Origin of the sequence: Sulfurimonas paralvinellae (assembly GCF_014905135.1) — a bacterium.
Taxonomy (GTDB): Bacteria; Campylobacterota; Campylobacteria; order Campylobacterales; family Sulfurimonadaceae; genus Sulfurimonas; species Sulfurimonas paralvinellae.
On the sequence record NZ_CP041406.1, the window covers coordinates 1780569 to 1802143 of the forward strand.

Genomic DNA, 21575 nt, shown 5'->3' on the forward strand with positions numbered 1-21575 from the left:
GTTACTTACTCTCTTGATTACAGCCGTCAAACTGTTTTAAAAATTCTTTGATATTTCTTGCCGCCTGACGAATGCGATTGTCATTTTCAATCAAAGCGATACGAACATATCCTTCTCCATACTCACCAAAACCGATTCCAGGTGCTACAGCGACTCCCGCTTCTGTGAGCAGACGTTTTGAAAACTCCAACGAACCTAAATGCGCTACACAATCAGGAATCTTCGCCCAGCTGAACATTGTCGCTTCATTTTTTTCAATATGCCATCCCGCACGCCCAAATGCTTCAATAAGAACTTCCTGACGATGGTTGTACTTCTCTGTAATATCCCAAACACACTGCTGGTCTCCATTAAGTGCGACTGTAGCTGCCACCTGAATCGGTGTGAACATTCCATAATCTAGCCACGACTTTATCTTTTGCAGTGCACCGATAAGTTTCGGATTACCAACAAAGAAACCGACACGCCAACCTGCCATATTGTATGATTTTGAAAGTGTAAATGATTCAACGGCAACATCTTTTGCACCCTTTACCTGCATAATTGACGGTGTTTTATAGCCGTCAAAGGTAATATCTCCATAGGCAATGTCAGAGATAATATAAAAACGTTTCTCTTTGGCCATAGCAACAAGACGCTCATAGAACTCCGGTGTAACTGTAGCCGTTGTCGGATTATGCGGGAAATTGACAAGAACATACTTTGGTTTTGGAGAGCTCTCTTTAAAAACCTTTTCCAAGTTTTCAAAAAACTTGTCTTCATCAAGTCTATAGTGTTCATCGAATTCGATGCCGAATTTAATGACATTTCCCCCTGCCAAAATGAAAGAGTATTCATGAATAGGGTATGTAGGATCAGGAACGACAGCAACATCTCCAGGGTTCGTAATAGCATACGTGAGGTGTGCGTACCCCTCTTTTGAACCCATTGTAGCGACACACTCAGTTTCAGGGTCAAGATGACAGTCATAACGACGCTCATACCAGTCTGCAATTGCTTTTAAGAGTTTAGGGATACCTTTTGATGTAGAGTACCCGTGTGTTTTCGTTTTCTGGGCAGATTCAACAAGTTTGTTTCTTATGTGTTCAGGAGTAGGTCCATCAGGATTTCCCATAGAAAAGTCTATAACATCTTTTCCTGCACGGCGTTCAGCCATTTTAATATCATTAACTTCCGCAAAAACGTACTTTGGAAGTCTCTCAACTCTGTTAAATTTAAACTCATCAAACATAATTAACCCTAGTAAAAATATAGATGCTATTTTAGCGAAAAATATTTAGAATAAGATAACACAGTCGTAAACTAACGTCTTCCTTTTGGCAGAAGAATGAGTTCATCACGAACATTTTTCAAGGTATAAAGATCAGATATTTTGATATACGTTGCATTTTTTGGAATATTTAGCAGAATCTCTTTGTAAATCTTATCTCTTTTGAGAATTTTTACAAGATGCAAAGAGCTGTCATAGTAAGCGATATAAGGGTACCAACTATTACGTCTAGAGCTTTTTATCTTGAGGCTTCTGATCTTGGAAACATCAAGCCAATGCGCATAGAGCGAACGTTTTAGCTTTACCTCTTGTGAGGCTTGTAGCATTTGCACATTTAGTTTTGCTTTGGTAATATCGATCACATAGGTCCACTCTTTTGGTCCGTTTTTCTCTATGTCGATAATATTACAGGAGCTTTTTTGCAGTTGCGTTTGCAACACCAACGGATCCGTTGCATATTCCGATGTAAGATTGATACTCCAGGTAAACTCTGAAGAGTCCAAATTTGAAGCAGTTGTCACATAACGATAGTAACCTATACTTCGCAGTGTATCACCCATCAGCTTGACAAAAAAGAGCGGAGAACCATTTGTCTTGAAATTGAGGCGAAACTCCTGAGGCTTTTTAAAAAAAAGTTTTAAAAGACCGTTCTCTTTGAGTGTTTGTACAACTTTAACGGCATCAACTCTGTCATTTTGATAGAACGATGATTTTGGATCAAAGATAACGTTGATAAAACCTTTGTTCTCTTCGTATGTTTTATCATTCAAAAAACTTTTTATTTTCGTTGTCAAATTGTCATCTTGACTGCTTACCTCTTCTAAAACAACTTCATCTTCTGCAAAAGCAAATGTACATAGCAGCAGGAGTGAAAGTAAAAATTTTACCATGCACTACCTCTGTTCAATTTTTTAAACTCGTTAAGTGATATCTTTGAAATCCTGCCTTCTTGATAATGGAGTCTCAAAGTGTCTTTTGAACTAAATACCTCTTTTTTACCATCAACAATGACATCTATGTAGCCATGGCCGAAATAGAGCAGCCACTCTTTTGAAGGATCAAGTTCAAATTCACCTTCAAAAGTCTTTTGGTACTTTTTATCGGTAGCGACATCGATATAGCCCATCCATACTTTCGTTCGTGCATTGATCTTCAAGCTGTGCACAACAGCTTTTGGCTCCGGAATTTTTACAGCTGTTACATTGGCATCAACACTTACTGCAGTTGTATTTTCATCACTTGCATTCTCTTCACTGCTATTTGTTTCAACAACGATATTTTTCTTGACATCTTGGATGATTTGATGCTCATTAAGAGCATTTTGCATGCTCTCATCTGCCGATTTGGTTGTATAAAAAATAGCGACAATAAAAAGAATAATGGCAATCACAATATAAATAATGGTCAGATTCTTTTTCTTTGATGAGGGCTTGAAAATAGTCTCATCAGTTATCAAGGCATCTGAATTATTTTTTTCATCAAAATAGCCTATTCCGCGTGAGCGTGTACTGCTTAAATCTTCGTCATATTCTCTCTCAAGTATAGATACGAAACCAACAAACTGTACTTTGCTCAGTCCATCAAAACTTTCATACAGAATTGCCTGTACATGTTCGACCGGAATATGCGTATCTTCATAAATCTTCTGCGCGCCAATATCTTTCAATCTCTCTAAAGCATCACTCATATCTCATCCTATCCATCAAAATTGCACCTGCCACACTAACATTGAGTGAATCAAAGTCATGTGTCATTTTTATGCTTACTATCTTGTCGAGCTTTGCACTCACGCGTGAGGTCAGACCTTCTCCCTCGTTGCCAAGAACGAGAACCCTTTTTTTGACAATTTCCGCTTTGCGTATATCTTCACCGCCCATATCCGCGCCATAACTGATGAAACCTGACATTTTCAGATCATTGAGAACATTATGGATATTGTGCTCGACGGCAAAGGGCATATCAAAAAGTGCTCCGGTACTCGTTCGAAGCAATGGCTCGATATTTAACTTTTTTATACCGCAGGCGATAATGGCATCCACACCCAAAGCATATGCACTTCTAACAATAGCACCGATATTGCCGACATCGGTAAGTCCTGCCAAAACAAGTACGAAATCTTTATCAAAAAAATCTTTATAGTTCTGCGGCAGATAATCTTTCACCTCAGCCAAAAAGCCTTGATGATTGGCATTTTTGCTCATCTTTACCGCTGCTTCATTTGGTATTCGTTTGATTTCAAAGCCCATTTTCATGAGTCTTGAATACTCTTTTTTATCAAGTTCACGCGCCAAATACAGCGTTTTTATTTTCTGCGGGTAGTGATTGATGAGATAGTAAATTGGTTGCTTTGCATAAATTAACATGTAAGTATTTTATCTAAAAAACTGTTACAATGAAAATTTAAATTTCAAGTAAGCGTTGATAGCAGGATTTTGTATTTTCTCCTGTTATTTTTGATATCAATTTTGCCTGTACTTTTTTCGGAAGATCAAGAGCCAAAATATCTTTTTCACTCACAGCAGAACTTGCATGGGTATCTCCTGCCTGTATGACAACGACCCATTCACCTTTAAAGTTACCGTTGAGCTTTGTTAAGATATCTGCCGCTTCGCCGTGCAGATATGTTTGGTATTTTTTTGTAAGCTCTTTAGCGACAAAAAGTTCTCTTTGGTCATCAACCTTGTCTATCTCACGCAGCAGTTTTTCTATTCTATGCGGCGATTCATACAAAACGGTCGTATAACCGTTATACATCGCCTCTTGAAGTTGCTGCTCACGTGAGCTGCCTTTATGATCCAAAAAACCAAAAAAGAGCATCTTTGTCTCTATGAACCCACTTGCGACAAAAGCGGTAAGTACGGCATTTGCTCCAGGAAGGACATCATACTCCACATCATTTTCTATACAGTAGCGTATCAATGTCTGTCCGGGATCACTCACACCGGGCATACCGGCATCACTTGCATAGACAATATTTTGTTCAAAAAAAGATGGTTCTAGTTTTTCAACAAAATCTTGTTCATTGTGAGAGTGAAGTGAAATAAATTCCTGGTTTTCTTTAAAAGAGGTGTTATAACGTTCTTTGAGGATATTGATGAGTTTCTTTGTGACACGGGTATCTTCACAAAGTAAAATGTCAGCCTCACGCAGAGCTTCAATAGCTCTAAGCGAGATGTCGCCTATATTTCCAATTGGGGTTGGAACAAGACTAAGCACAAGTTAAAAAATTACTTTTTAGCGTAACGTGCTTTAAATTTCTCGATACGTCCGGCAGTATCAACCATACGCTCTTCACCTGTGAAGAATGGGTGACATTCGTTACAGATATCGATTCTCATCTCTGGTTTTTGACTTTTTGTTACAAAAGTGTTTCCGCATGCACATGTTACTGTACAATCAACTAATTCTGGGTGAATACCTTTTTTCATGCTTTTACCTTTTGCTACACGTCTTGTGTACGTATAACTATATATTTTTTAATTCCGTATGGGAGCGGAATTTTATGAGGCGGATTATATCCAAGTTTTGCTTAAATTACAAAAGTATTTTTGATGCAACTGCCAATACAGCTGATTCTGAACGCAATATCATCGGGGTATCGAGTCGAAAGACTTCCTGATCTTCTAAGAACTCTTTCTCATTTTTCGAAAAACCACCTTCACAGCCTATGAGCACTGTTTTAAAATCACTCTCGCAGCCGAGTGTTTTTTCTGTAAAGTCAAATACTTTCATATCGGGATTTTGTGACACGAATTCCTGAAGGGTTTTGCATGTATCAAACTCCATAAGCTCTGTGCGTCCGCACTGTTGATTGGAAGCTTCGATTATTCGCTCAAAACGCTTAAAGTCAGGTTTGAAATTTTTCTGTGAACGTTCACAGTAGATAAAAGTAATCTTTTTCACCCCTGCTTCGTTTAGTGATGCAAGGACTTTCTCTACCGATTTGTTATCAATGACACACCAGCCGATGTGCAGCTCTTTTTTTGCTTTTATCTCAACTATCTCGGAGTTGATCAGCTCAAAATCTACACTTCTTGGCTCTATGCTGTTCAGTCTATAACGATGCAGTGTCTTTATATCTTCTTTATTGCGAAAGCCAAGTTCATCACCGACAGTATGACGGCGAACTTTAATGAGATACTTGAAATCTTCTCCCTTTATTACGAGCCTCTGACTGCCTGCTTTTTCATTGAAGAGATAGATCATTTTAAACGAACCACATCCAGAGTGACATCAAAAGCACCAAAATGAACTCTGCTTGTAAAATTGTACGTCCAAAAGGTTTATAGACATTAAAAGCATTCTCTTTTTTCGTACTGAGATACTTTAAAGCTTTCAAACGTTTTGCTTCCAATACGATCAAAACAATTCCAAGAATTATCATCGCGATATTTTCTACACTGAATTCAAGATGCTTCGCCGCCATCATTACAACCCCTGTAAAGAGCAGTGAACCAAGCACTGTTATCTCCAAAGGCACCCAATAAAGTGAGTTTGCTCTTTTATATTTCGCCAGATCCTCTGAAGAGATCAAAATAAATAAATTGATAAAAATCATTACCAAAACCGCAATCGCACTCCAACTATGTAGGGCTAAACCCATATTATACATTTCATTCATAACGAAATTATATTATAATATGCTAACGAAAGAAAGGGTTGCACAAAATGGCAGTTACAATTGAAAAAGCACTTGAATTAATCTATACAAATACAAAACCAAAATCTTTAAAAATCATACCCATCGAAGAGGCTCTTGGCTACATTCTTGCCGAGGATATCACAGCGGTACACAATCTACCGCCTTATGACAACTCTGCAATGGACGGTTACGCCGTTAAAATAGAAGACAGCGGTAAATGTGTTACAGTGCACTGCACAATTTTTGCAGGCGATGACTTTAAAGGCGAGCTATCTTGCGGTGAAGCAATAAAGATTATGACAGGAGCGCGTATTCCGCTGGGAACACAGTGCATCGTTCCCATAGAAGATACTCAAATTTGCGATGGCGGCGTAAAACTGCCTGAGAACCTGACAATAAGCAAACATATCCGTTTTGCAGGTGAAGATATTAAAAAAGGGCAGAAACTCTTAAGCAGAGGAGATAAAATTGACGCTCACCAGATCACACTCTTAGCTTCACAGGGGATCAGCCATATAAAAGTCTATAAAAAACCACGTATAGCACTCTTTGCATCAGGAAATGAGCTGAAGATGCACTTTGAGCAGGTAGAAGAGTATCAACTCTACAACACTAACACGCCGACACTGCTCGCACGTGCCAAAGAGTTGAGATGTGAAGTTGAGTTCATCGGCACTGCTGTTGACACACTTGATGATATACATACCCACATAAAAAGTGCACTTGATTGTGACATTATCATTACAAGCGGCGGTGTGAGTGTCGGCGATGCCGATTTTACAAAAGAGGCCTTTGGAAACTTCGGCTATGAGATACTCTTTGACAAAGTAGAGATAAAACCGGGAAAACCAACTACCGTTGGTAAAATAGGCGATAAAATGATACTCAATCTTCCTGGAAATCCACTTGCAGCAGCACTGAATTTTGAGCTTTTTGGACGCAGTATCATCTATGCTATGAGTGGAGCAAAAGCAAAGTTCATCAATCCAATAAGAGCAAAAATGAAAAATGACTTTCAGCTGCGTCCCGGCAGACGATCTGTCATTCCGGGATATTTTGACGGAGAATTTTTCACTGTTTGTGAGCAATATGCACCAGGGATGATCTCACCTCTTGCTCAGGCAAACAGTTTTATCATCGCAAGCCAGACATGTGATTTTATCAAAGAAGGAAGCAGTGTGAAAATCATTTCAACAAAATTCAGTTTTACTGCTAAGGAGTTTCAAGAACTTGTCACTCCTTAAAAGAAATTTTTAAACAGAATCAGGATTGACAAAAGTCTCCTCATTTAAAATCTTTTCCCACAATCTTCTATCTTTAAAATCCTCTTTGACCTGTGGAGAAAAATCTATCTCACAAAGATTGATGTCACCCATCTCTTTGGAGTAGGCATCAGCTTCAAAACACTGTGCATAGCCTGTATCTGTTTCATGGACAATGACAGAGTGCAGTTTCACCTCTTTTTCTCCATTTATTTTAGAGGTAAGACCAAGCAGTTTGTCTATCATAACAAAAATAACACGTGAGAACTGTTCTGCAGAAGGAGAAACCGGAAGTTCAACCCAACGTGCAGAGTGTTTTTTCATATCACGCAGATACTCTGCATCATCCTCACGCCACAATGCAATCGCATGATCAAAACTCTCAACAAGATCTTTCATGTTCTGTTTCATCAGACCAAAATCATAAACCATCTGACCATTGTCCAAAAAATTTGATTCAAAAAGGATCTCAACTTTATAGGAGTGCCCATGGACAGAACTTCTGCATTTTACTGTCGAGCATCTACGAACTACGTGAGCGTTTTCAAATTTGAATAATTTTCTGATTATCATACTTCTCTCCTTAAGAGTTTTCCCATTGTTTTGTAAGATTATTTATAAGGCTCAGACCAGCGGGGAGGATTTGTCCTTGTAAATAAGCTTACAAAACGATGTCAGCAAGAACTCTACACTCCTTTATTCGCATCCCAGATACGTATATGCAGTCTGTCGCTAAAATTGTAGCCTTTTGCCTTGCAAAACTCTATAAGCGGCTCAGTATTGGCTTCAACTTCTGCTTTTGTACCGCCAACAGGCATGCAGTAGACCTTTGTTTTTGGTGAATGGATCCGGATGCTTTCTATCTCATCTTCGAGTGCCAGATCGATAGAGTCTCTATCTATGGAAAACTTAAAAAAAGCATCTTTTGCATTTGAGGCAATATTGTAAATGACATCTCCGCGAATACGTTTGGAAAGAGGCTCTTTTGAATTGGCAAGTTTTACCGACAAAGCGAATACACACTCTTTATAGACCGGATAGTGCTCAAAATCAATATTTAGCGAACCGTTCGTCTCAAATGTCACCTGATGCCCTCTGGCAATCAAAAGCTCAAGGAAAGTCACAAAGACTTCATCATTGGCATATATCAAAGGCTCGCCACCGGTCAGGACAATATCTACAGCACATGGCAGATCATAAAGTTCCAAAACACTTAAGAGTTCCTGCGGCTTTGTGATTGGTATCCAAGTATGGGAAAAATGTTCTTTATTGACAGCATAGACAGTATCGCAACCAAGGACCTCAACGCCGTCATCCGCTTTTTCAATACAGCCAAAACCCTCACAACGCATATTACATCCGCCAAAACGAAAAAAAAGTGAAGGAGTACCTACATATTTTCCTTCGCCCTGAATGGAGTAAAAATGTTCAACGAGATAGACCATTATGCTGTATCATCCACCGGTTTCATAAAATGCACGGGTAGATACTTCATCATCTTCTCCGCCCCAGCGGTTTTTCTCTGGTTTTGTACGGACGACTTCTTTGAGTACAGCTGCCGCTCCTTTAATATCACCCCGCTTGACAGACTCTGCAATGCTCATCGCTTCATCAAAATAGAGGCATGGAATAAGCTGTCCTTCCGCTGTCAATCTAATACGGTTACACTGCTTGCAAAAGTCATCTCCATAGGGCTCGATAATCCCGAATCTGTATCCATCATCCATTTTATAATACTTCGCCGGAGAAGCTCCATCATAGCCCTCAGAGACAAAACTGTACTTTTTGGAAAGTTCATCTAAAGCTTCTTGTCCGCTTAGTTTCGAAATGCCCGCCTTTGCGTAAGCATTTTCCATATACTCTATAAAACGTACCGTAATATCACGAGCTTTGCAATATTCCAAAACATCTGAAATCTCATCAGCATTCATACCCTTCATAGGCACCATATTCGCTTTTACTTTCAGTCCTACTTTGAGTGCTTCATCGACACCTTCGAGTACATTTTTCAAGACATCTTTACCCGCAATTGCCTGTGCGACTTCCGGCTTCAAAGTATCTATACTTACGTTTATTCGCTTAAGTCCGGCATCTTTTAGCTTCTGTGCCGTTCCTTTGAGTAAAAATGCATTGGTTGTCATTGCCAGATCAACATCGGGTGCATAGTCATAGATCATTTTAATGAACTTATCAAGGTCCTCACGCAGAAGCGGTTCTCCACCTGTTATACGAATCTTCTTGACACCTTCATCAATGGCTACTTTCATAAATTCAAAAAGTTCTTCAAATGAGAGCAGATTCTCTTTTGGCACCCATGAAAAAGGTTTTTCCGGCATACAGTACTGGCATCTGAAGTTACATCTCTCTGTCACCGAAACACGAATATAATCGACGACTCTGTCATAGCTGTCTATGAGCATATATTTTCCTATTGTTTATTATTTGTATTATATCCGCTCTAGTTGAAATTTGCTTTACTCACCTTCAAGCGGATCATAGTAAAAGGTTGTTTCACCCTCTTTATTTTGAGGTTCAGATTTTTTTTCTACTTTTTGTGTTGCTCCTGGTTTTTCATCTTTCTCATCTACATACAAAGGAGTATTTTTTACATTATCACCGATTGACTCTTGGATTATATGGATGATTTCCATTTTGCCATGGCTGTCTTTTTGAACACGCAGATAGTAATTCTTCGAAGATTTCAGCTGCATCGTAACCGCTGCTTTTTCATTACCGTGGTGTATCTCTATTGTTGTAGTTCCCGGCTTTATTCCAAATCGTGTTTTATATCCCGGCATTAAAGATATCTCTGTATCTTCTCCATTGATATAGACCTCATACTTTTCATTAGAATCCATATCTTTATCGAGATAGATATAGACTACTCCACCCTGGTAAAAGATGCTCTCTTCTTCAAATCCAACTTCCACATTCGAACATGAAACAAAAAATAGCGACATCATTGCTGCAATCAACAAATATATTTTTTTCATATTAACCCCTTTATATAAAAGCCATTATACTCAAAGATGGAAAATATTAAACGCTTAACGGTTTATCGACACTTATTTCTATTGTAGAGCAGATGATATCATGCAGTGCTTTTTTATCTTTGCGATAAAAAGGAGTTAAAAGTCCAAGCAAAATTGTTGCCGAAAACAAAAAAGCTATAAAACGGACAAATGCGCGAATGAAGCTGATATTTTCATGTGTTGTATCATCCACGACTTTAATATCATAGGCTTTTTTACCCGGAGTTTGCCCAAATTTGGAAATTAAAAGTGCATAGATGAGGGCATAGAGTGTCACACCCAAAAACGGTGCCCACTGAGAAGATTGAAACGCCTCTTTACTGCCCATGACTACATAGGTGATAAAATAGAGTATAGGGGCATATATCATAAACATATCAGTAATGAGCGCCTTGATACGATCGGGATACGAGGCATAACGTATCTGTGTTTTATTTTTTTCTTGAAGTTGTTGTTTGCGTTTTTTATTTTTTTTAATATCTCTGAATCTCATAAAAAAGATTGTAACGAAGTTTTTCTTTAAGGGGAGTAATGTAGAGGAGCAAAAGGGAAAATTCCCTTTTGCGTGAGTTGTTAGTGAAGATCTCTCCAGACCTCTTTTTTCCAAAGAATAGCGAAGATTGCAAAGATAAACATAAATATCATTACATTTCTACCGACTTCTTCTCTTTTAAATCTTTTTGAATCACCGACATCTTCAAGGTGTTCAATAACTTTCTCAGCAGCAACAGCATTTACACCAACACGTGGCATTGCAGTTCCTTTGAGGTAGTTTTGAGGATTTTCAACAAAAGTTTTAATGTAGTGCTCACCGCGTGAACGGATATACATACTTAAATCCGGTGGTAAAGTTCCCATATATTTTTTCAATGCATCTTGATAATCAAGTACATTTTTCTCAAACATCAACTCATCTTGTTTATGTTTAAATGCAGGTTTTTCACCGATTTGTGTCCATGCAGGATGTAATTCACCCTCTTTGTTGTATTCATAATGAATAGCGTGACATCTACCACAAGCAGTTTCGAACGCTTGATTTGGTGTCAATTCCTCAGGTTTTGGAGCGATAGACTGTAGGTAAGCAACCATGTCAGCAACTTCCTGATCTAAATCTCCACCTGCACCATAGAATTGTGTCATTGGGTGCATTTGTCCTTTTGCAGGGTCAAATTTGTGCTCTACCATTAAAGCGTGAGCTGGGTTTTTAATGAGCGCTGCTAAGAATTTAGGATCAAATACAGCACCTGCATTTGAAAGATCCGGTGGATTAACACCATAACTTTGTGCTGCAGTAACAGGATCCATAGGAGCCGGCATACCAGCTGCTTTGATACCATGACAACCAGTACATGCACCGGCACCCATAACTAGATCTTTACCACGAGCTGCGTCACCTTTTTTAGTGAGTGCAGGAAGATCTTTGTAAGCAAAACCTTCACTCTCATAATGTTTGTGCATTTGTGAATGTGCAAAAGGCTCAACTAACCAATATGTTAAAAGAGTAAAAACAGTTACAACCACTAATATAAATAATTCTTTCACTTTTTACTCCTTAAACTTTTTTTTCAAATTTAGTGATGAATGGAAGTGCTATCCATAGACCAATAAATGTTAGTGCTGCATAAAGTCCAATTGTACTAAACAGACCTTCAGGTGGAACTTTACCCATTGCAGTCAGTATGATCATATCAATAAGCATTGCCCAGAACCAATATTTAAACAGACCACGACGTGATGCAGGAACTGCATTTGGACTTCTGTCTAAGAACGGCAGCATAAAGAAAATAACCTGTGCAAAAGCAAACGCAATTAGACCAACATTCGTTGAGAATGGACGCAAGATCTCATAAGACCATAGGAAGTACCACTCAGGATAGATGTGCGTAGGAGTTTTGAGTCCATTTGCAGGGTCAAAGTTCACCGGATCCATTGCGAAATCATAATGATAGAAGACTAAATAGAAGAAGAAAATCAAATAGATTCCAACAACCATCATATCTTTAGACATAAAGTCATTTGCAAATCTGATTACTTTAGAACCTGCTTTATCACCAGACAAATATTTTTTCGCTTCTGCATCAAAATCGATTTCTTCACCATCTTGATTATTTACGTGAGGAATACGGAGTGCACCGAAGTGAAGACCGATAAGTCCTAAAATAACCAAAGGAATAAGAAGAACGTGAAGCATAAAGAAACGGTTCAAGAATGCCTGTGCAGGAACATAATCCCCACGAATCCACTCAACTAAACCATCTGCATGCAGTGAACCACCAGAGAAAAGGTTAGTAATAACCATACCTGCCCAGTAAGACATTTGCCCCCATGGAAGCATGTAACCAGAAAACGCTTCTGCTGAGAATGCAACAAAAAGAAGCATACCAGAAAGCCAGATAATCTCACGGCCGTTCTTGTATGAACCGTAATAGATCCCAGTAAACATGTGAATATAGATCACAAGGAAGACTACTGATGCAGCCACACCATGAACGTGTCTCCATAGCCAGCCATACCCGACTTCTTGCATGATCGTGTAGTTAACACTGTCAAATGCCAAATTAACATTTGGTTGGTAATACATCAATAAGAAGATTCCAGAAATTAACAATAGACCAAAAGTGATAGCTAAAACCATCCCCATTGCCCATAAGAAGTTAATGTTCTTCGGAATCCAATACTCAGTTGCTAAAACACGACGAAGCGTATCAATTGCTAAGCGTTGATTGAGCCAGTCATGCAGGCTTGTTGCTTTTGTAAAATGTGCCATTTATTTTCCTTTCACCTATACTTTAAGAGTAACGCCAGTTTCTAGCATTTTCTTATATTCAGGTCCTTCTTCACCAAGAACTATCTTCATACCATCAATTTTAAACGGAGGAATATCAAGTCCACGTGGTGGTGGAGCTTTTGTCACTTCTGCAGTAAAATCATACATACCACCATGACAAGCACAAAGGAAACTCTGTTCATCAGGGTTATATCCAGGGATACAACCAAGGTGTGTACAAAGACCTACACATACCATAAAATAGTCATTTCCTATTTTAATAAGTCTTTCCATATCTTTCGGATTTGCTTGCGCTTTTTTAACCATTTCTGCATTTTGCTTGAGAACAAAGATAGGTTTCCCTCTCCATTTCTCAGTAACAAGTTCATTCTCTTTATATGCTGACATATCAAGAGTCGTAAATCCCGCTGCTTTTACGCTTGGTAAGGGATCCCACGTTCTTTTCATAGCATATAAAGAAGCTACTGCGCCAACGCCGGCAACAGCACCAAATGCTTTACCCATAAAACCTCTACGGCTACTATTTTTCATGTTCGCTCACTTCTTGTGAAATTTTTATTCTAAAGTCTTATTATATACCAAATAAGTTTTAATTATTTATAAATTTAAGCTATCTTTTATAAAATTAGCAATTTTGTTACTATTTCTTTCAATTTTTTCATATTTTCTATTTTTTATTGTTTCAATTATCTCAAATAGGTGATTTTTATCATAATTATTTACAATCGGAACACCTAAGTTCTCAAACAACGGCACAAAATCTTTTGTATAGTCCTCTCTTTGAAAATAGACAGGCTTGCCTCCACCGGCCAGCGAATCAAATACCGCTTGCGGGGAAGCCGTGATGAGTGTTTTTGTAGATTTAATCATCGCCTCATACTCTTCAAATTCAAAATGATTTACAAATTTTTCTTTCAATATATCTTCATAATCTAAAAAATAATAAAATCCCAGTTGAAGATTTGGATTTAACTCCTCAATAAAGTCAAAATGCTTTTCAAGATCTTTTTCATAATCATCATCACCGAAGAAATAGGTCAACTCCACACTCTTCTCAAAATTGCCGAAATATCTCTCATCAACAGGAATACAAGTGCAGATACCTTCTCCCTGCAAATAGGGAGATACTAAAAACTCTTTTGCTGCCTTTACATCATTTTTATCATCACTGATACGAACAAATCCCGAAAAATAATCCCGCATATCTTCAAGCATTAGAGGATTTGCTTCCTCTGAATCAAAGATTAAATTATCACCATTATGTGATATCTGAGGAATATTACGAACGACATCAATGCCCACACTCTTTTGGATGCCAAAATCACGGGCAATCTGTGCAATTCTATAATCACTTGTCAAGAGTGTAATATCTTCATCCTCTAAAGTATTTAAGATAGCAGCAGCCCTGCGAAATCTGTCCAATCCTATACGGTGACCTGTATGTACATAGTAATAAGTCTTTTTATCAAACATTTTTTTTCTCTTTTTTTTACAAGATTATACAATAACTAAAGTCTACTCTTTATCTTTTTGAATGATTTTTGCATATAAAATATAACTCTTTTAAGTATAAACACTAAGAGCAATCTAAAAAAAATAATTTAAGTTAATTTTTGAGTGGAAGGGAGTACAATTAAGAAAATAGCTTGATGATGGAGACTTACTATGCAATTAGTCACATATATCTATAAAGACAATAAATGGAATGATATATTTGACACTTCATTAAACTCTAAAAATACTCTTATTTTAATCTTTGCCTCGAAGGAGCAAAAATGAAAATTTTACATTTTTTAGTAGCAATACTCTTAATATTTTCTTCTGTCAAGGCAGATAGCAGTAAGGCTTTTTATTGGACTGATGACGAAGATTATCCACCACTCATCTACCGTGGTGCTGATGGAAAACCTACCGGTATCCTATACGATATTATGAAAGAAGCGTTTCATCGTCTTGATACTCCTTTGAAAGTTGACGTCTATCCATGGAACAGATCACAAAAAATGGTAAAAAATGGAACTTCCGATGGGATGGTCTCCCTTGTAACTAAAGAGAGAAGTTTGTTTACAAAAGCATCCGATCCAATTTTGCTAAGTAGTGAATATATATTTGTCAACAAAAACAATCCTCATCTACATGAAATAATGTCCGTACGCTCATTAAAAGATTTAAAACCTTTTAAAATCGTCGAAGCACTTGGTGCGGGATGGACACAGGCAAATTTAAAAGGATTCAAGATAGAGTGGGTTCCAAATATAGGGAACGCATTTGAGATGCTGATTAAAGAGAGAGCTGATATATATATTGCCAACGGTTACACAGCTACAGACTTTATTGAGAAAAAAGTACGTATCGGAAATACGCTTTCGCAAGGGTACAAAAAGATTATCATGAATCCATACCCAATAAAAACAGTAGCATTCAGACTACTTATCAATAAAAATTCGACATATGTCGATATACTGGATAAATTTAATAAAGTCATCAATCAGATGAAAATGGATGGCACCATTGACGCTATTATCGCAAAGCGAAGATCGTATAGTGTGAACAAAACAAGTATCATTGAAAAAGAGAATAGTATTGAATACAATTGATAAAAAAAGTAGACTTTCAAGTCGTTTTATACTCCATGTTACAAGTATCATAATCATATCAACCCTACTCTTTTCTCTCATGCTTGCCTATGAGCAGTATCAAACAAAAATTTCTGAAATAACAAATAGTGTTGAAAACACACTCACTAGCAATAAATCAATCATATCGCAAGCTCTTTGGAGAATTGATACCCAAGCACTTAAAATTAAAGCACAGGAATTTTTACTTGATAGCTCGATAACATTTGTACAAATAAGTGATGAAAACGGCAAAAATATCATCAAGCTTGGAAATAGTGAAGATGTAAATATAAAAAAATCAGTTGATTTGTACCATAATGATAATGGAAAAAAGATTTTTCTCGGAAAACTTACACTTGCAGGTTCAACGAAGTCGATATTAAAAGATATTGAATCATCTGTTCTCATTCTCGTACTGCAGAGTATATTGCTTATTGTGATAATCATATTTTATATTACCTATATATTTAAACGATTGATCTCTGATCATCTCGTAACAATCCAACACTATGTCAACAAAATCGACATAGAAAAAAAACAGTCCCCATTGGCATTGCAAAGATCAAAAAACAAGTTTGCCGATGAACTTGACGATACAGTAAAAGCCATTAATTATATGCGCCAAGAGGCTCATACGCATTACCAAAAAGTTGAGTATCAAACACTTCATGATTCACTGACGAATCTCTACAATCGAAAAGCAATTGAAAAACAGATAAAAGAGATAGTGCAGCATAAGTATCTAAAACAGCAGTATCATGCACTGTTTCTTATCAGTATAGATCACTTCAAGTTCATCAATGACTCTTTGGGACACCAAATGGGTGATTTTGTTTTACAAGAGGTTGCACAACGACTTCTTTTGCTTAATATCAACGAAAAAGATGTCGGTCGTCTCGGAGGTGATATTTTTATGTTTGTTATTGAGGATATGGGCACCAATATTGAGCAAGCGAAAAAAACAGCACTCGATTATGGACAACATATCCTAGAAGTTATACAAGAGCCTCTCAAAATAAAGCAACTGGAATATCACATTAGTGCTAGTATTGGCATCAAACTATTTGGTAAAGAGAGTAACGTTGATACAATAATCAAAAATGCGGACAATGCACTCCACCGCGCCAAGCTAAAAGGTGTAAATCAAATAGAACTATTTTATCCCAAAATGCAAGTTAGTATCGACAGACGTCTTAGAATTGAAGAGGTACTTAGAGAAGAGATTAAGAACAACCGTTTGATTGTCAATTTTCAACCAAAATGTTATTTAAATGGAGTGATTTATTCTGCAGAGTCATTGGTTCGGATGCAATCAGTTGATGGCGAGTTCTTCTCTCCTGCTGAGTTTATTCCTATTGCTGAAGATATAGGTTTGATTATTGAAATTGGAAAACAGGTGATGATGAAAGTTTTTGATTTCATTCATCAGAATCGAGCACTTATAGAGCAATCGAGCATACAAAGCATCGCCATCAATATATCGCCTACACACTTTGCCATTGATGGATTTTGTGATCAACTTACCGCATTATCAAGACAATACAACCTGCCTGAGAATTTTATTACTATTGAGATAACGGAAGAAGCAACCGTTACAAATATACAACACCTCATTGATATCATGAATTGCCTCAAAAAGAGCGGATTCAATCTCTCCATCGATGACTTTGGTACAGGGTACTCCTCTTTACAGTATCTGCAAAAATTTCCTCTTGATGAACTTAAGATCGATAAATCTTTCATCGATGAGATTGTCACAAAGCCTCAATCCCAGGCAATCGTTAAAACGATTATCACTATGGCGCACAATCTGGATTTTCATGTTGTTGCAGAAGGGGTGGAGGACGCAGAACAGTTGGCATTGCTAAGAGAGTATGGATGTGACCTTATCCAAGGATACCTCTTTTCCAAGCCATTGGATGAGAAAGCTTTTATAAATAAACTCATGAAGAGTTATCATGAAGCTGTTGCAAATTCATAAAAAGAGCTATCTTGTCACATATTGTTTTTTACTCCTGGCACTTAGTAATAGTGCCATAGCCTCTACAAATCAATCAGATTCCATCTACCAATCGCTTCACAATGGAAAAATCTCTTTTGACACAAAACTTTTCTATATGGTTCGAACCTTTGAGAAAACACCGGATCCAAGCACAAAAGCACTCACTTTTGGTGGTATTATGAAGTATGAGAGCCTGTCCTATCGGGGTTTAAAGATTGGCATCGGCTACTATGGGAACTTCAACACCGGTCTCTATTCCGACTACACCGCTGCAAATCCAAAAGGTGGTACAAGTCTTTTGGAGAGAAAAACAGGGGATGATATCAACTTTTTAGGTGAAGCTTATCTACAATATAAGTACCAAAACACCGAAGTGAAAATAGGCCGTCAACAATTAGAAACTCCCATTATAGATATACTACAGCTTAGAACACTTCCTGCTGTTTATGAAGCTTGTGTTGTAAAAAATAGAGATATAGCAAATACGATGATAGAGCTATCTTATGTCAGAGCCTACAGCGGTTTTGCTTCCAAAGACAACGGGTTTTTACGCCATGATGACGAATGGGGTAAAGATGGTCTTGGCTCTCTCTATATTACAAATAAAAGTATCCAAAACCTTTATATAAGTGCTCAGTATGTTCTACCACTCTCAAAAAAGAGTAATAGCGGCAGCCATATTGCTATAGAAGATTACAGCTATCTTGATGCAAAATACAGCTTGCCTTATGGAGACGTGAGTTACATAAAATTTCAAGCCGGCGGTAACAGATACGACAAAAAATCTGACTCTAAAATGATAGGTGCAAGAGTAGGCGGCATGTTCAACAAAAAGATTGGAGCTGAACTCTCTTACAACCAGATCTTTTCCAACAGTTTTGCAACAATTCTGTCTGCGCCTATGTATACCGATTGGCAGCAGGGCTATAGCAATTATGAACCAAGTATGGCATATGGTGCAAGGTTCATACTCTATCCTCTGAAAAATTTGAAAATAAAAGCAGGCTCTGTCAATGTCAATGCCGCATCAGGTTATAATAGAGATAACTACATAGAGTCCATCTTTTACGGTGCCTATACTTTGAATAAAGCATCAAAATTTGAACTGCTTTACTCATTCAAAGACCAAAAAGCTGGTTCATCCCGTGAGAGTAGACAGGATTTTAGAATGGTTTATAATTTTAATTTTTAGAGCTGCCCTTATCTTAGATATATTCTCATACTTTATTGGATCTTGCAGCCATTGATAGATTCAAAAAAGTATGAGAATATTCATTTTGCATGTTTAAAGCCTTGTTTTTAAGTATTATACAGTTATCTAAATTAATTTTTTCCTTATCTTTCTTAATTATAAGCATCATTAAAGATTGATATTATATCAATAAAGTATGATAATAGATATGTTTACTTTCGTATAGTATAATTTAAACACTATGATTACTTTTCCTCAACGCAAAATTAAGAAGAACTATCGCTCTGTCACAGGTCATTTTCCCAGTATAAAAAATGGTAAGTCGGTTGCTTATGAATCCAAGCTGGAGAAAACTTTCTTTTTAACACTGGAATTTGATGACAATGTTATTTCATATCAGGAACAACCTCAAATCTCTATAGATTTCCAAAAGAGAATAAAAACATACAGTGCAGACTGTTATGTCCGGTATGATAAAGCAGCGAATATAGATGATTCGCTAGTCGAAGTAAAATATACGCAGGAACTCGAAAAAAAGAAAGAATACTTTGAGGAAAAATTTGCATCTATTCGCCAAGCATGTGATGATCTTAACTTAGACTTTCAAATTTTTACAGAGCAAAACTATCCGCAAGTCTATATAGATAATTTGGATTTCTTGTATCGCTATAAAACTCATGGCAGAGAAAAAAGATATGATAATCAGATTTTATCATTCAATTTTACAGATGCTACTACCGCCTCAAAGATAGCAAACACTTTAACTAATGATCCAAAAGAACTTATTATCGCAGCCAATGCTATTTGGGGATTGGTCGCTGCCGGTAAACTCACAACCGACTTACATAATACAAAAGTCAGTATGTATTCCATTATAGAGCCGGCTTTATGAGTATCGTCCGTTTTGATATAGGTCGGAGAATTATTTATAATGACACTCCATATGTCATCAAAGGATACGCTTCTTTTAGTGAAGTGCTTGCAAAAGAGGTGCACCCTCCATACAAAGAAAAAATCATAAAAATCAATGAAATTATCAAAGATCCAAAGAATATCACTGCTTCGAAGAAAACGCTTGTTGATATAAGTGATACGGAATTTTCAGAAGCAAAAGAGCGTTATCTCATTATCAAGCCACTTTTAGAACTTGAAAAACGAACCACAAAAGATGTTCAAAAAATTGCAAAACAACACAAAAAAAGTCCGGCAACTCTTTACAGATGGATAAAGAAGTTTGAAGCATACGGAACAATCACTGCTCTTGCCAACTCATTCGATAACTGTGGAGCGAAAGGTAAAGGAAGACTTGATCCATCGATTGAAGCAATTATACAGTCTGTTATAGATGAACTCTATTTAAACAAACAACAATATTCACTTTCATATATCCATTTAAAAATCCAAAATAAATGCCAAAACGCAGGGCTTAAAGCACCAACTTTAAATACCGTTCGAAACCGCATTGCACAACTTAGTCCAAAACTAGTTGCAAAAAATAGAAAAGGACTCAGTGTTCGAGATACTCGAGGGACACCGGGAAAATTCCCCGATGTACATATGCCGCTTGATGTAATACAGATAGATCATACTCCTATGGATGTCATAATCGTAGATGAAGAGTCACGCCAAGAGATAGGAAGACCATATATAACTTTGGCAATTGATGTCTACAGCAGAATGATCTTTGGATTTTACATTTCTCTTGAAGCGCCAAGCTATTTCAGCGTCGGACAGACACTTCTCAATGCTATTCTTCCAAAAGATGACCTTTTGCAATATCATAATATTCAAGGGGAATGGCCCGTCTATGGATTACCAAGAGCGATCCATATGGATAATGCGGCTGAATTTCGTAGTGAAAGCCTCAAAAGATTTGCCGAAGAGTACCGCATCACACATATTTTACGCCCTGTTGCAAGACCGGAGTTCGGCGGACATGTAGAAAGTGCCATAAAAACGGCTATGGGTAAAGTACACCAATTACCCGGAAGTACTTTTTCAAACATCAATGAAAAAGGTACTTACAATTCTCAAAAAGAGGCATCGTTAACACTCAAAGAACTTGAACAATGGTTTCTTGAATTTATTGTCAATATTTACCATAAATCAGTTCACAGCTCAATCGGCATGACACCGGAAGAGAAATTTTACCAAGGAATGCTCGGGGTTGAAGACGGTGCCATACCTTTTCTGCCAACGGTACCCGCTAATACACTCAAGCTGCGTATGGCACTGCTTCCTGCAATGGAGCGTACAGTACAGAAAAACGGTATCACTATCGATCATATCACCTATTTTTCCGAAACACTGCGTAAATGGATTATTCCGGTAAGCTATAAAAAAATTACAAAAAATATTCATCCAAAAAAAGTACTCTGCCGAAGAGACCCCAGAGACATTAGTAAAATCTATGTTTTTGACGATGACGTTAACGATTATATCATTGTTCCCTATGCAGATATAAAACGACCGGCAATCAATCTCAAAGAGCTTCGCCGTGCAATCTCCGAAGCGAAAAAAGCTGTAACGGGAAGAGGGATAGAATCACACGATATTTTTGAAGCACATGAACGGCTATATCAGTATGCTCAAAAATCAAAGAGAGAACAAAAATCGGTAAGGCGGGCTAAAAGTTCCAAAAAGCATATGAAAAGAACAATAGAGTTTGAAAAAAAACAGATTCCTGAGGTGGCAAAAAACACAGCTCAAAATCATACTATCATTGAAAACGATGATAGTGATTTTGAGTATTATCCTGTAGATTGAGAA

General features: G+C 37.4%; 23 protein-coding genes. 6 read left to right on the forward strand and 17 right to left on the reverse strand.

Annotation, left to right across the window (positions count from 1 at the left end; genetic code table 11):
* Position 1 precedes the first annotated feature (1 nt).
* The 8 genes from FM071_RS09135 to FM071_RS09170 all read right to left on the reverse strand — a co-directional run bounded on the left by FM071_RS09135 (position 2) and on the right by FM071_RS09170 (position 5891).
* Positions 2 to 1231: an LL-diaminopimelate aminotransferase gene (locus tag FM071_RS09135; RefSeq protein ID WP_193110693.1), complete on the reverse strand. Its 1230-nt coding sequence runs from the start codon at positions 1229 to 1231 to the stop codon at positions 2 to 4.
* A 71-nt stretch (positions 1232 to 1302) separates the two neighbouring features.
* On the reverse strand, positions 1303 to 2160 hold the full coding sequence (locus FM071_RS09140; RefSeq protein WP_193110694.1) for a hypothetical protein: 858 nt from the start codon (positions 2158 to 2160) through the stop codon (positions 1303 to 1305).
* Entirely contained in the window at positions 2154 to 2957 is an 804-nt protein-coding gene (locus FM071_RS09145; RefSeq protein WP_193110695.1) for a hypothetical protein, read from the reverse strand. The genes FM071_RS09140 and FM071_RS09145 overlap by 7 nt, the downstream gene beginning before the upstream one ends.
* On the reverse strand, positions 2950 to 3633 hold the full coding sequence (gene rlmB / locus FM071_RS09150; protein WP_193110696.1) for a 23S rRNA (guanosine(2251)-2'-O)-methyltransferase RlmB: 684 nt from the start codon (positions 3631 to 3633) through the stop codon (positions 2950 to 2952). Before rlmB ends, FM071_RS09145 begins: the two co-directional genes overlap by 8 nt.
* Before the next feature lie 37 nt (positions 3634 to 3670).
* Positions 3671 to 4486: a 16S rRNA (cytidine(1402)-2'-O)-methyltransferase gene (gene rsmI, locus FM071_RS09155; RefSeq protein WP_193110697.1), complete on the reverse strand. Its 816-nt coding sequence runs from the start codon at positions 4484 to 4486 to the stop codon at positions 3671 to 3673.
* A gap of 11 nt (positions 4487 to 4497) precedes the next feature.
* Complete coding sequence (gene rpmE, locus FM071_RS09160; protein ID WP_193110698.1) at positions 4498 to 4698, reverse strand: 50S ribosomal protein L31; 201 nt, start codon at positions 4696 to 4698, stop codon at positions 4498 to 4500.
* Between the two features lie 106 nt (positions 4699 to 4804).
* Positions 4805 to 5476 (reverse strand): 16S rRNA (uracil(1498)-N(3))-methyltransferase, encoded by a 672-nt coding sequence (locus FM071_RS09165; protein ID WP_193110699.1) that lies wholly within the window; start codon positions 5474 to 5476, stop codon positions 4805 to 4807.
* Between the two features lies 1 nt (position 5477).
* Positions 5478 to 5891 carry a hypothetical protein gene (locus FM071_RS09170; RefSeq protein ID WP_193110700.1) on the reverse strand — a complete coding sequence of 138 codons (414 nt, stop codon included), beginning with the start codon at positions 5889 to 5891 and terminating at the stop codon, positions 5478 to 5480.
* Between the two features lie 47 nt (positions 5892 to 5938).
* Here FM071_RS09170 and FM071_RS09175 point away from each other — a divergent pair, with 47 nt between their 5' ends.
* On the forward strand, positions 5939 to 7156 hold the full coding sequence (locus tag FM071_RS09175) for a molybdopterin molybdotransferase MoeA (protein ID WP_193110701.1): 1218 nt from the start codon (positions 5939 to 5941) through the stop codon (positions 7154 to 7156).
* A gap of 9 nt (positions 7157 to 7165) precedes the next feature.
* On the opposite strand, the gene FM071_RS09180 is transcribed toward FM071_RS09175, so the two are convergent.
* The 9 genes from FM071_RS09180 to FM071_RS09220 all read right to left on the reverse strand — a co-directional run bounded on the left by FM071_RS09180 (position 7166) and on the right by FM071_RS09220 (position 14467).
* Positions 7166 to 7747: a 6-pyruvoyl trahydropterin synthase family protein gene (locus FM071_RS09180; RefSeq protein ID WP_193110702.1), complete on the reverse strand. Its 582-nt coding sequence runs from the start codon at positions 7745 to 7747 to the stop codon at positions 7166 to 7168.
* Positions 7748 to 7860: 113 nt separating this feature from the next.
* Positions 7861 to 8619: a 7-carboxy-7-deazaguanine synthase QueE gene (locus FM071_RS09185; RefSeq protein ID WP_193110703.1), complete on the reverse strand. Its 759-nt coding sequence runs from the start codon at positions 8617 to 8619 to the stop codon at positions 7861 to 7863.
* Between the two features lie 9 nt (positions 8620 to 8628).
* Complete coding sequence (gene moaA / locus FM071_RS09190; protein ID WP_193110704.1) at positions 8629 to 9594, reverse strand: GTP 3',8-cyclase MoaA; 966 nt, start codon at positions 9592 to 9594, stop codon at positions 8629 to 8631.
* A 54-nt stretch (positions 9595 to 9648) separates the two neighbouring features.
* The gene (locus FM071_RS09195) at positions 9649 to 10167 is read right to left on the reverse strand and encodes a hypothetical protein (protein ID WP_193110705.1); all 519 of its coding nucleotides are present in this window, start codon (positions 10165 to 10167) and stop codon (positions 9649 to 9651) included.
* A 46-nt stretch (positions 10168 to 10213) separates the two neighbouring features.
* Complete coding sequence (locus FM071_RS09200) at positions 10214 to 10699, reverse strand: RDD family protein (protein ID WP_193110706.1); 486 nt, start codon at positions 10697 to 10699, stop codon at positions 10214 to 10216.
* 80 nt (positions 10700 to 10779) lie between these two features.
* Entirely contained in the window at positions 10780 to 11748 is a 969-nt protein-coding gene (locus FM071_RS09205; RefSeq protein WP_193110707.1) for a c-type cytochrome, read from the reverse strand.
* Between the two features lie 10 nt (positions 11749 to 11758).
* Positions 11759 to 12973 carry a cytochrome b gene (locus tag FM071_RS09210; RefSeq protein WP_193110708.1) on the reverse strand — a complete coding sequence of 405 codons (1215 nt, stop codon included), beginning with the start codon at positions 12971 to 12973 and terminating at the stop codon, positions 11759 to 11761.
* Between the two features lie 15 nt (positions 12974 to 12988).
* Positions 12989 to 13525: a ubiquinol-cytochrome c reductase iron-sulfur subunit gene (gene petA, locus FM071_RS09215; protein ID WP_193110709.1), complete on the reverse strand. Its 537-nt coding sequence runs from the start codon at positions 13523 to 13525 to the stop codon at positions 12989 to 12991.
* 66 nt (positions 13526 to 13591) lie between these two features.
* Positions 13592 to 14467 carry a hypothetical protein gene (locus FM071_RS09220; protein ID WP_193110710.1) on the reverse strand — a complete coding sequence of 292 codons (876 nt, stop codon included), beginning with the start codon at positions 14465 to 14467 and terminating at the stop codon, positions 13592 to 13594.
* A gap of 302 nt (positions 14468 to 14769) precedes the next feature.
* On the opposite strand from FM071_RS09220, the gene FM071_RS09225 reads away from it, so the two are divergent.
* From FM071_RS09225 to FM071_RS09245, 5 genes are all read left to right on the forward strand, one after another.
* Positions 14770 to 15591: a substrate-binding periplasmic protein gene (locus FM071_RS09225; protein WP_193110711.1), complete on the forward strand. Its 822-nt coding sequence runs from the start codon at positions 14770 to 14772 to the stop codon at positions 15589 to 15591.
* Positions 15578 to 17593, forward strand: a complete 2016-nt coding sequence (locus tag FM071_RS09230) for a putative bifunctional diguanylate cyclase/phosphodiesterase (protein WP_193110712.1) — start codon at positions 15578 to 15580, stop codon at positions 17591 to 17593. The genes FM071_RS09225 and FM071_RS09230 overlap by 14 nt, the downstream gene beginning before the upstream one ends.
* Complete coding sequence (locus FM071_RS09235; RefSeq protein ID WP_193110713.1) at positions 17571 to 18806, forward strand: OprD family outer membrane porin; 1236 nt, start codon at positions 17571 to 17573, stop codon at positions 18804 to 18806. Before FM071_RS09230 ends, FM071_RS09235 begins: the two co-directional genes overlap by 23 nt.
* A 241-nt stretch (positions 18807 to 19047) precedes the next feature.
* The gene (locus FM071_RS09240) at positions 19048 to 19698 is read left to right on the forward strand and encodes a TnsA endonuclease N-terminal domain-containing protein (protein WP_193110714.1); all 651 of its coding nucleotides are present in this window, start codon (positions 19048 to 19050) and stop codon (positions 19696 to 19698) included.
* Positions 19695 to 21572, forward strand: a complete 1878-nt coding sequence (locus FM071_RS09245; protein ID WP_193110715.1) for a Mu transposase C-terminal domain-containing protein — start codon at positions 19695 to 19697, stop codon at positions 21570 to 21572. Before FM071_RS09240 ends, FM071_RS09245 begins: the two co-directional genes overlap by 4 nt.
* Positions 21573 to 21575 lie beyond the last annotated feature (3 nt).

Coding starts and splice junctions, on each gene's coding strand:
- FM071_RS09200 (WP_193110706.1), bottom strand. CDS start 10,699: ATGAGATTCAGAGATATTAAAAAAAATAAAAAACGCAAACAACAACTT.
- FM071_RS09210 (WP_193110708.1), bottom strand. CDS start 12,973: ATGGCACATTTTACAAAAGCAACAAGCCTGCATGACTGGCTCAATCAA.
- FM071_RS09245 (WP_193110715.1), top strand. CDS start 19,695: ATGAGTATCGTCCGTTTTGATATAGGTCGGAGAATTATTTATAATGAC.
- FM071_RS09220 (WP_193110710.1), bottom strand. CDS start 14,467: ATGTTTGATAAAAAGACTTATTACTATGTACATACAGGTCACCGTATA.
- FM071_RS09235 (WP_193110713.1), top strand. CDS start 17,571: ATGAAGCTGTTGCAAATTCATAAAAAGAGCTATCTTGTCACATATTGT.
- FM071_RS09170 (WP_193110700.1), bottom strand. CDS start 5,891: ATGAATGAAATGTATAATATGGGTTTAGCCCTACATAGTTGGAGTGCG.
- FM071_RS09225 (WP_193110711.1), top strand. CDS start 14,770: ATGAAAATTTTACATTTTTTAGTAGCAATACTCTTAATATTTTCTTCT.
- FM071_RS09180 (WP_193110702.1), bottom strand. CDS start 7,747: ATGATAATCAGAAAATTATTCAAATTTGAAAACGCTCACGTAGTTCGT.
- FM071_RS09145 (WP_193110695.1), bottom strand. CDS start 2,957: ATGAGTGATGCTTTAGAGAGATTGAAAGATATTGGCGCGCAGAAGATT.
- rlmB (WP_193110696.1), bottom strand. CDS start 3,633: ATGTTAATTTATGCAAAGCAACCAATTTACTATCTCATCAATCACTAC.
- FM071_RS09185 (WP_193110703.1), bottom strand. CDS start 8,619: ATGGTCTATCTCGTTGAACATTTTTACTCCATTCAGGGCGAAGGAAAA.
- FM071_RS09135 (WP_193110693.1), bottom strand. CDS start 1,231: ATGTTTGATGAGTTTAAATTTAACAGAGTTGAGAGACTTCCAAAGTAC.
- FM071_RS09240 (WP_193110714.1), top strand. CDS start 19,048: ATGATTACTTTTCCTCAACGCAAAATTAAGAAGAACTATCGCTCTGTC.
- rpmE (WP_193110698.1), bottom strand. CDS start 4,698: ATGAAAAAAGGTATTCACCCAGAATTAGTTGATTGTACAGTAACATGT.
- FM071_RS09165 (WP_193110699.1), bottom strand. CDS start 5,476: ATGATCTATCTCTTCAATGAAAAAGCAGGCAGTCAGAGGCTCGTAATA.
- FM071_RS09140 (WP_193110694.1), bottom strand. CDS start 2,160: ATGGTAAAATTTTTACTTTCACTCCTGCTGCTATGTACATTTGCTTTT.
- FM071_RS09195 (WP_193110705.1), bottom strand. CDS start 10,167: ATGAAAAAAATATATTTGTTGATTGCAGCAATGATGTCGCTATTTTTT.
- moaA (WP_193110704.1), bottom strand. CDS start 9,594: ATGCTCATAGACAGCTATGACAGAGTCGTCGATTATATTCGTGTTTCG.
- FM071_RS09175 (WP_193110701.1), top strand. CDS start 5,939: ATGGCAGTTACAATTGAAAAAGCACTTGAATTAATCTATACAAATACA.
- petA (WP_193110709.1), bottom strand. CDS start 13,525: ATGAAAAATAGTAGCCGTAGAGGTTTTATGGGTAAAGCATTTGGTGCT.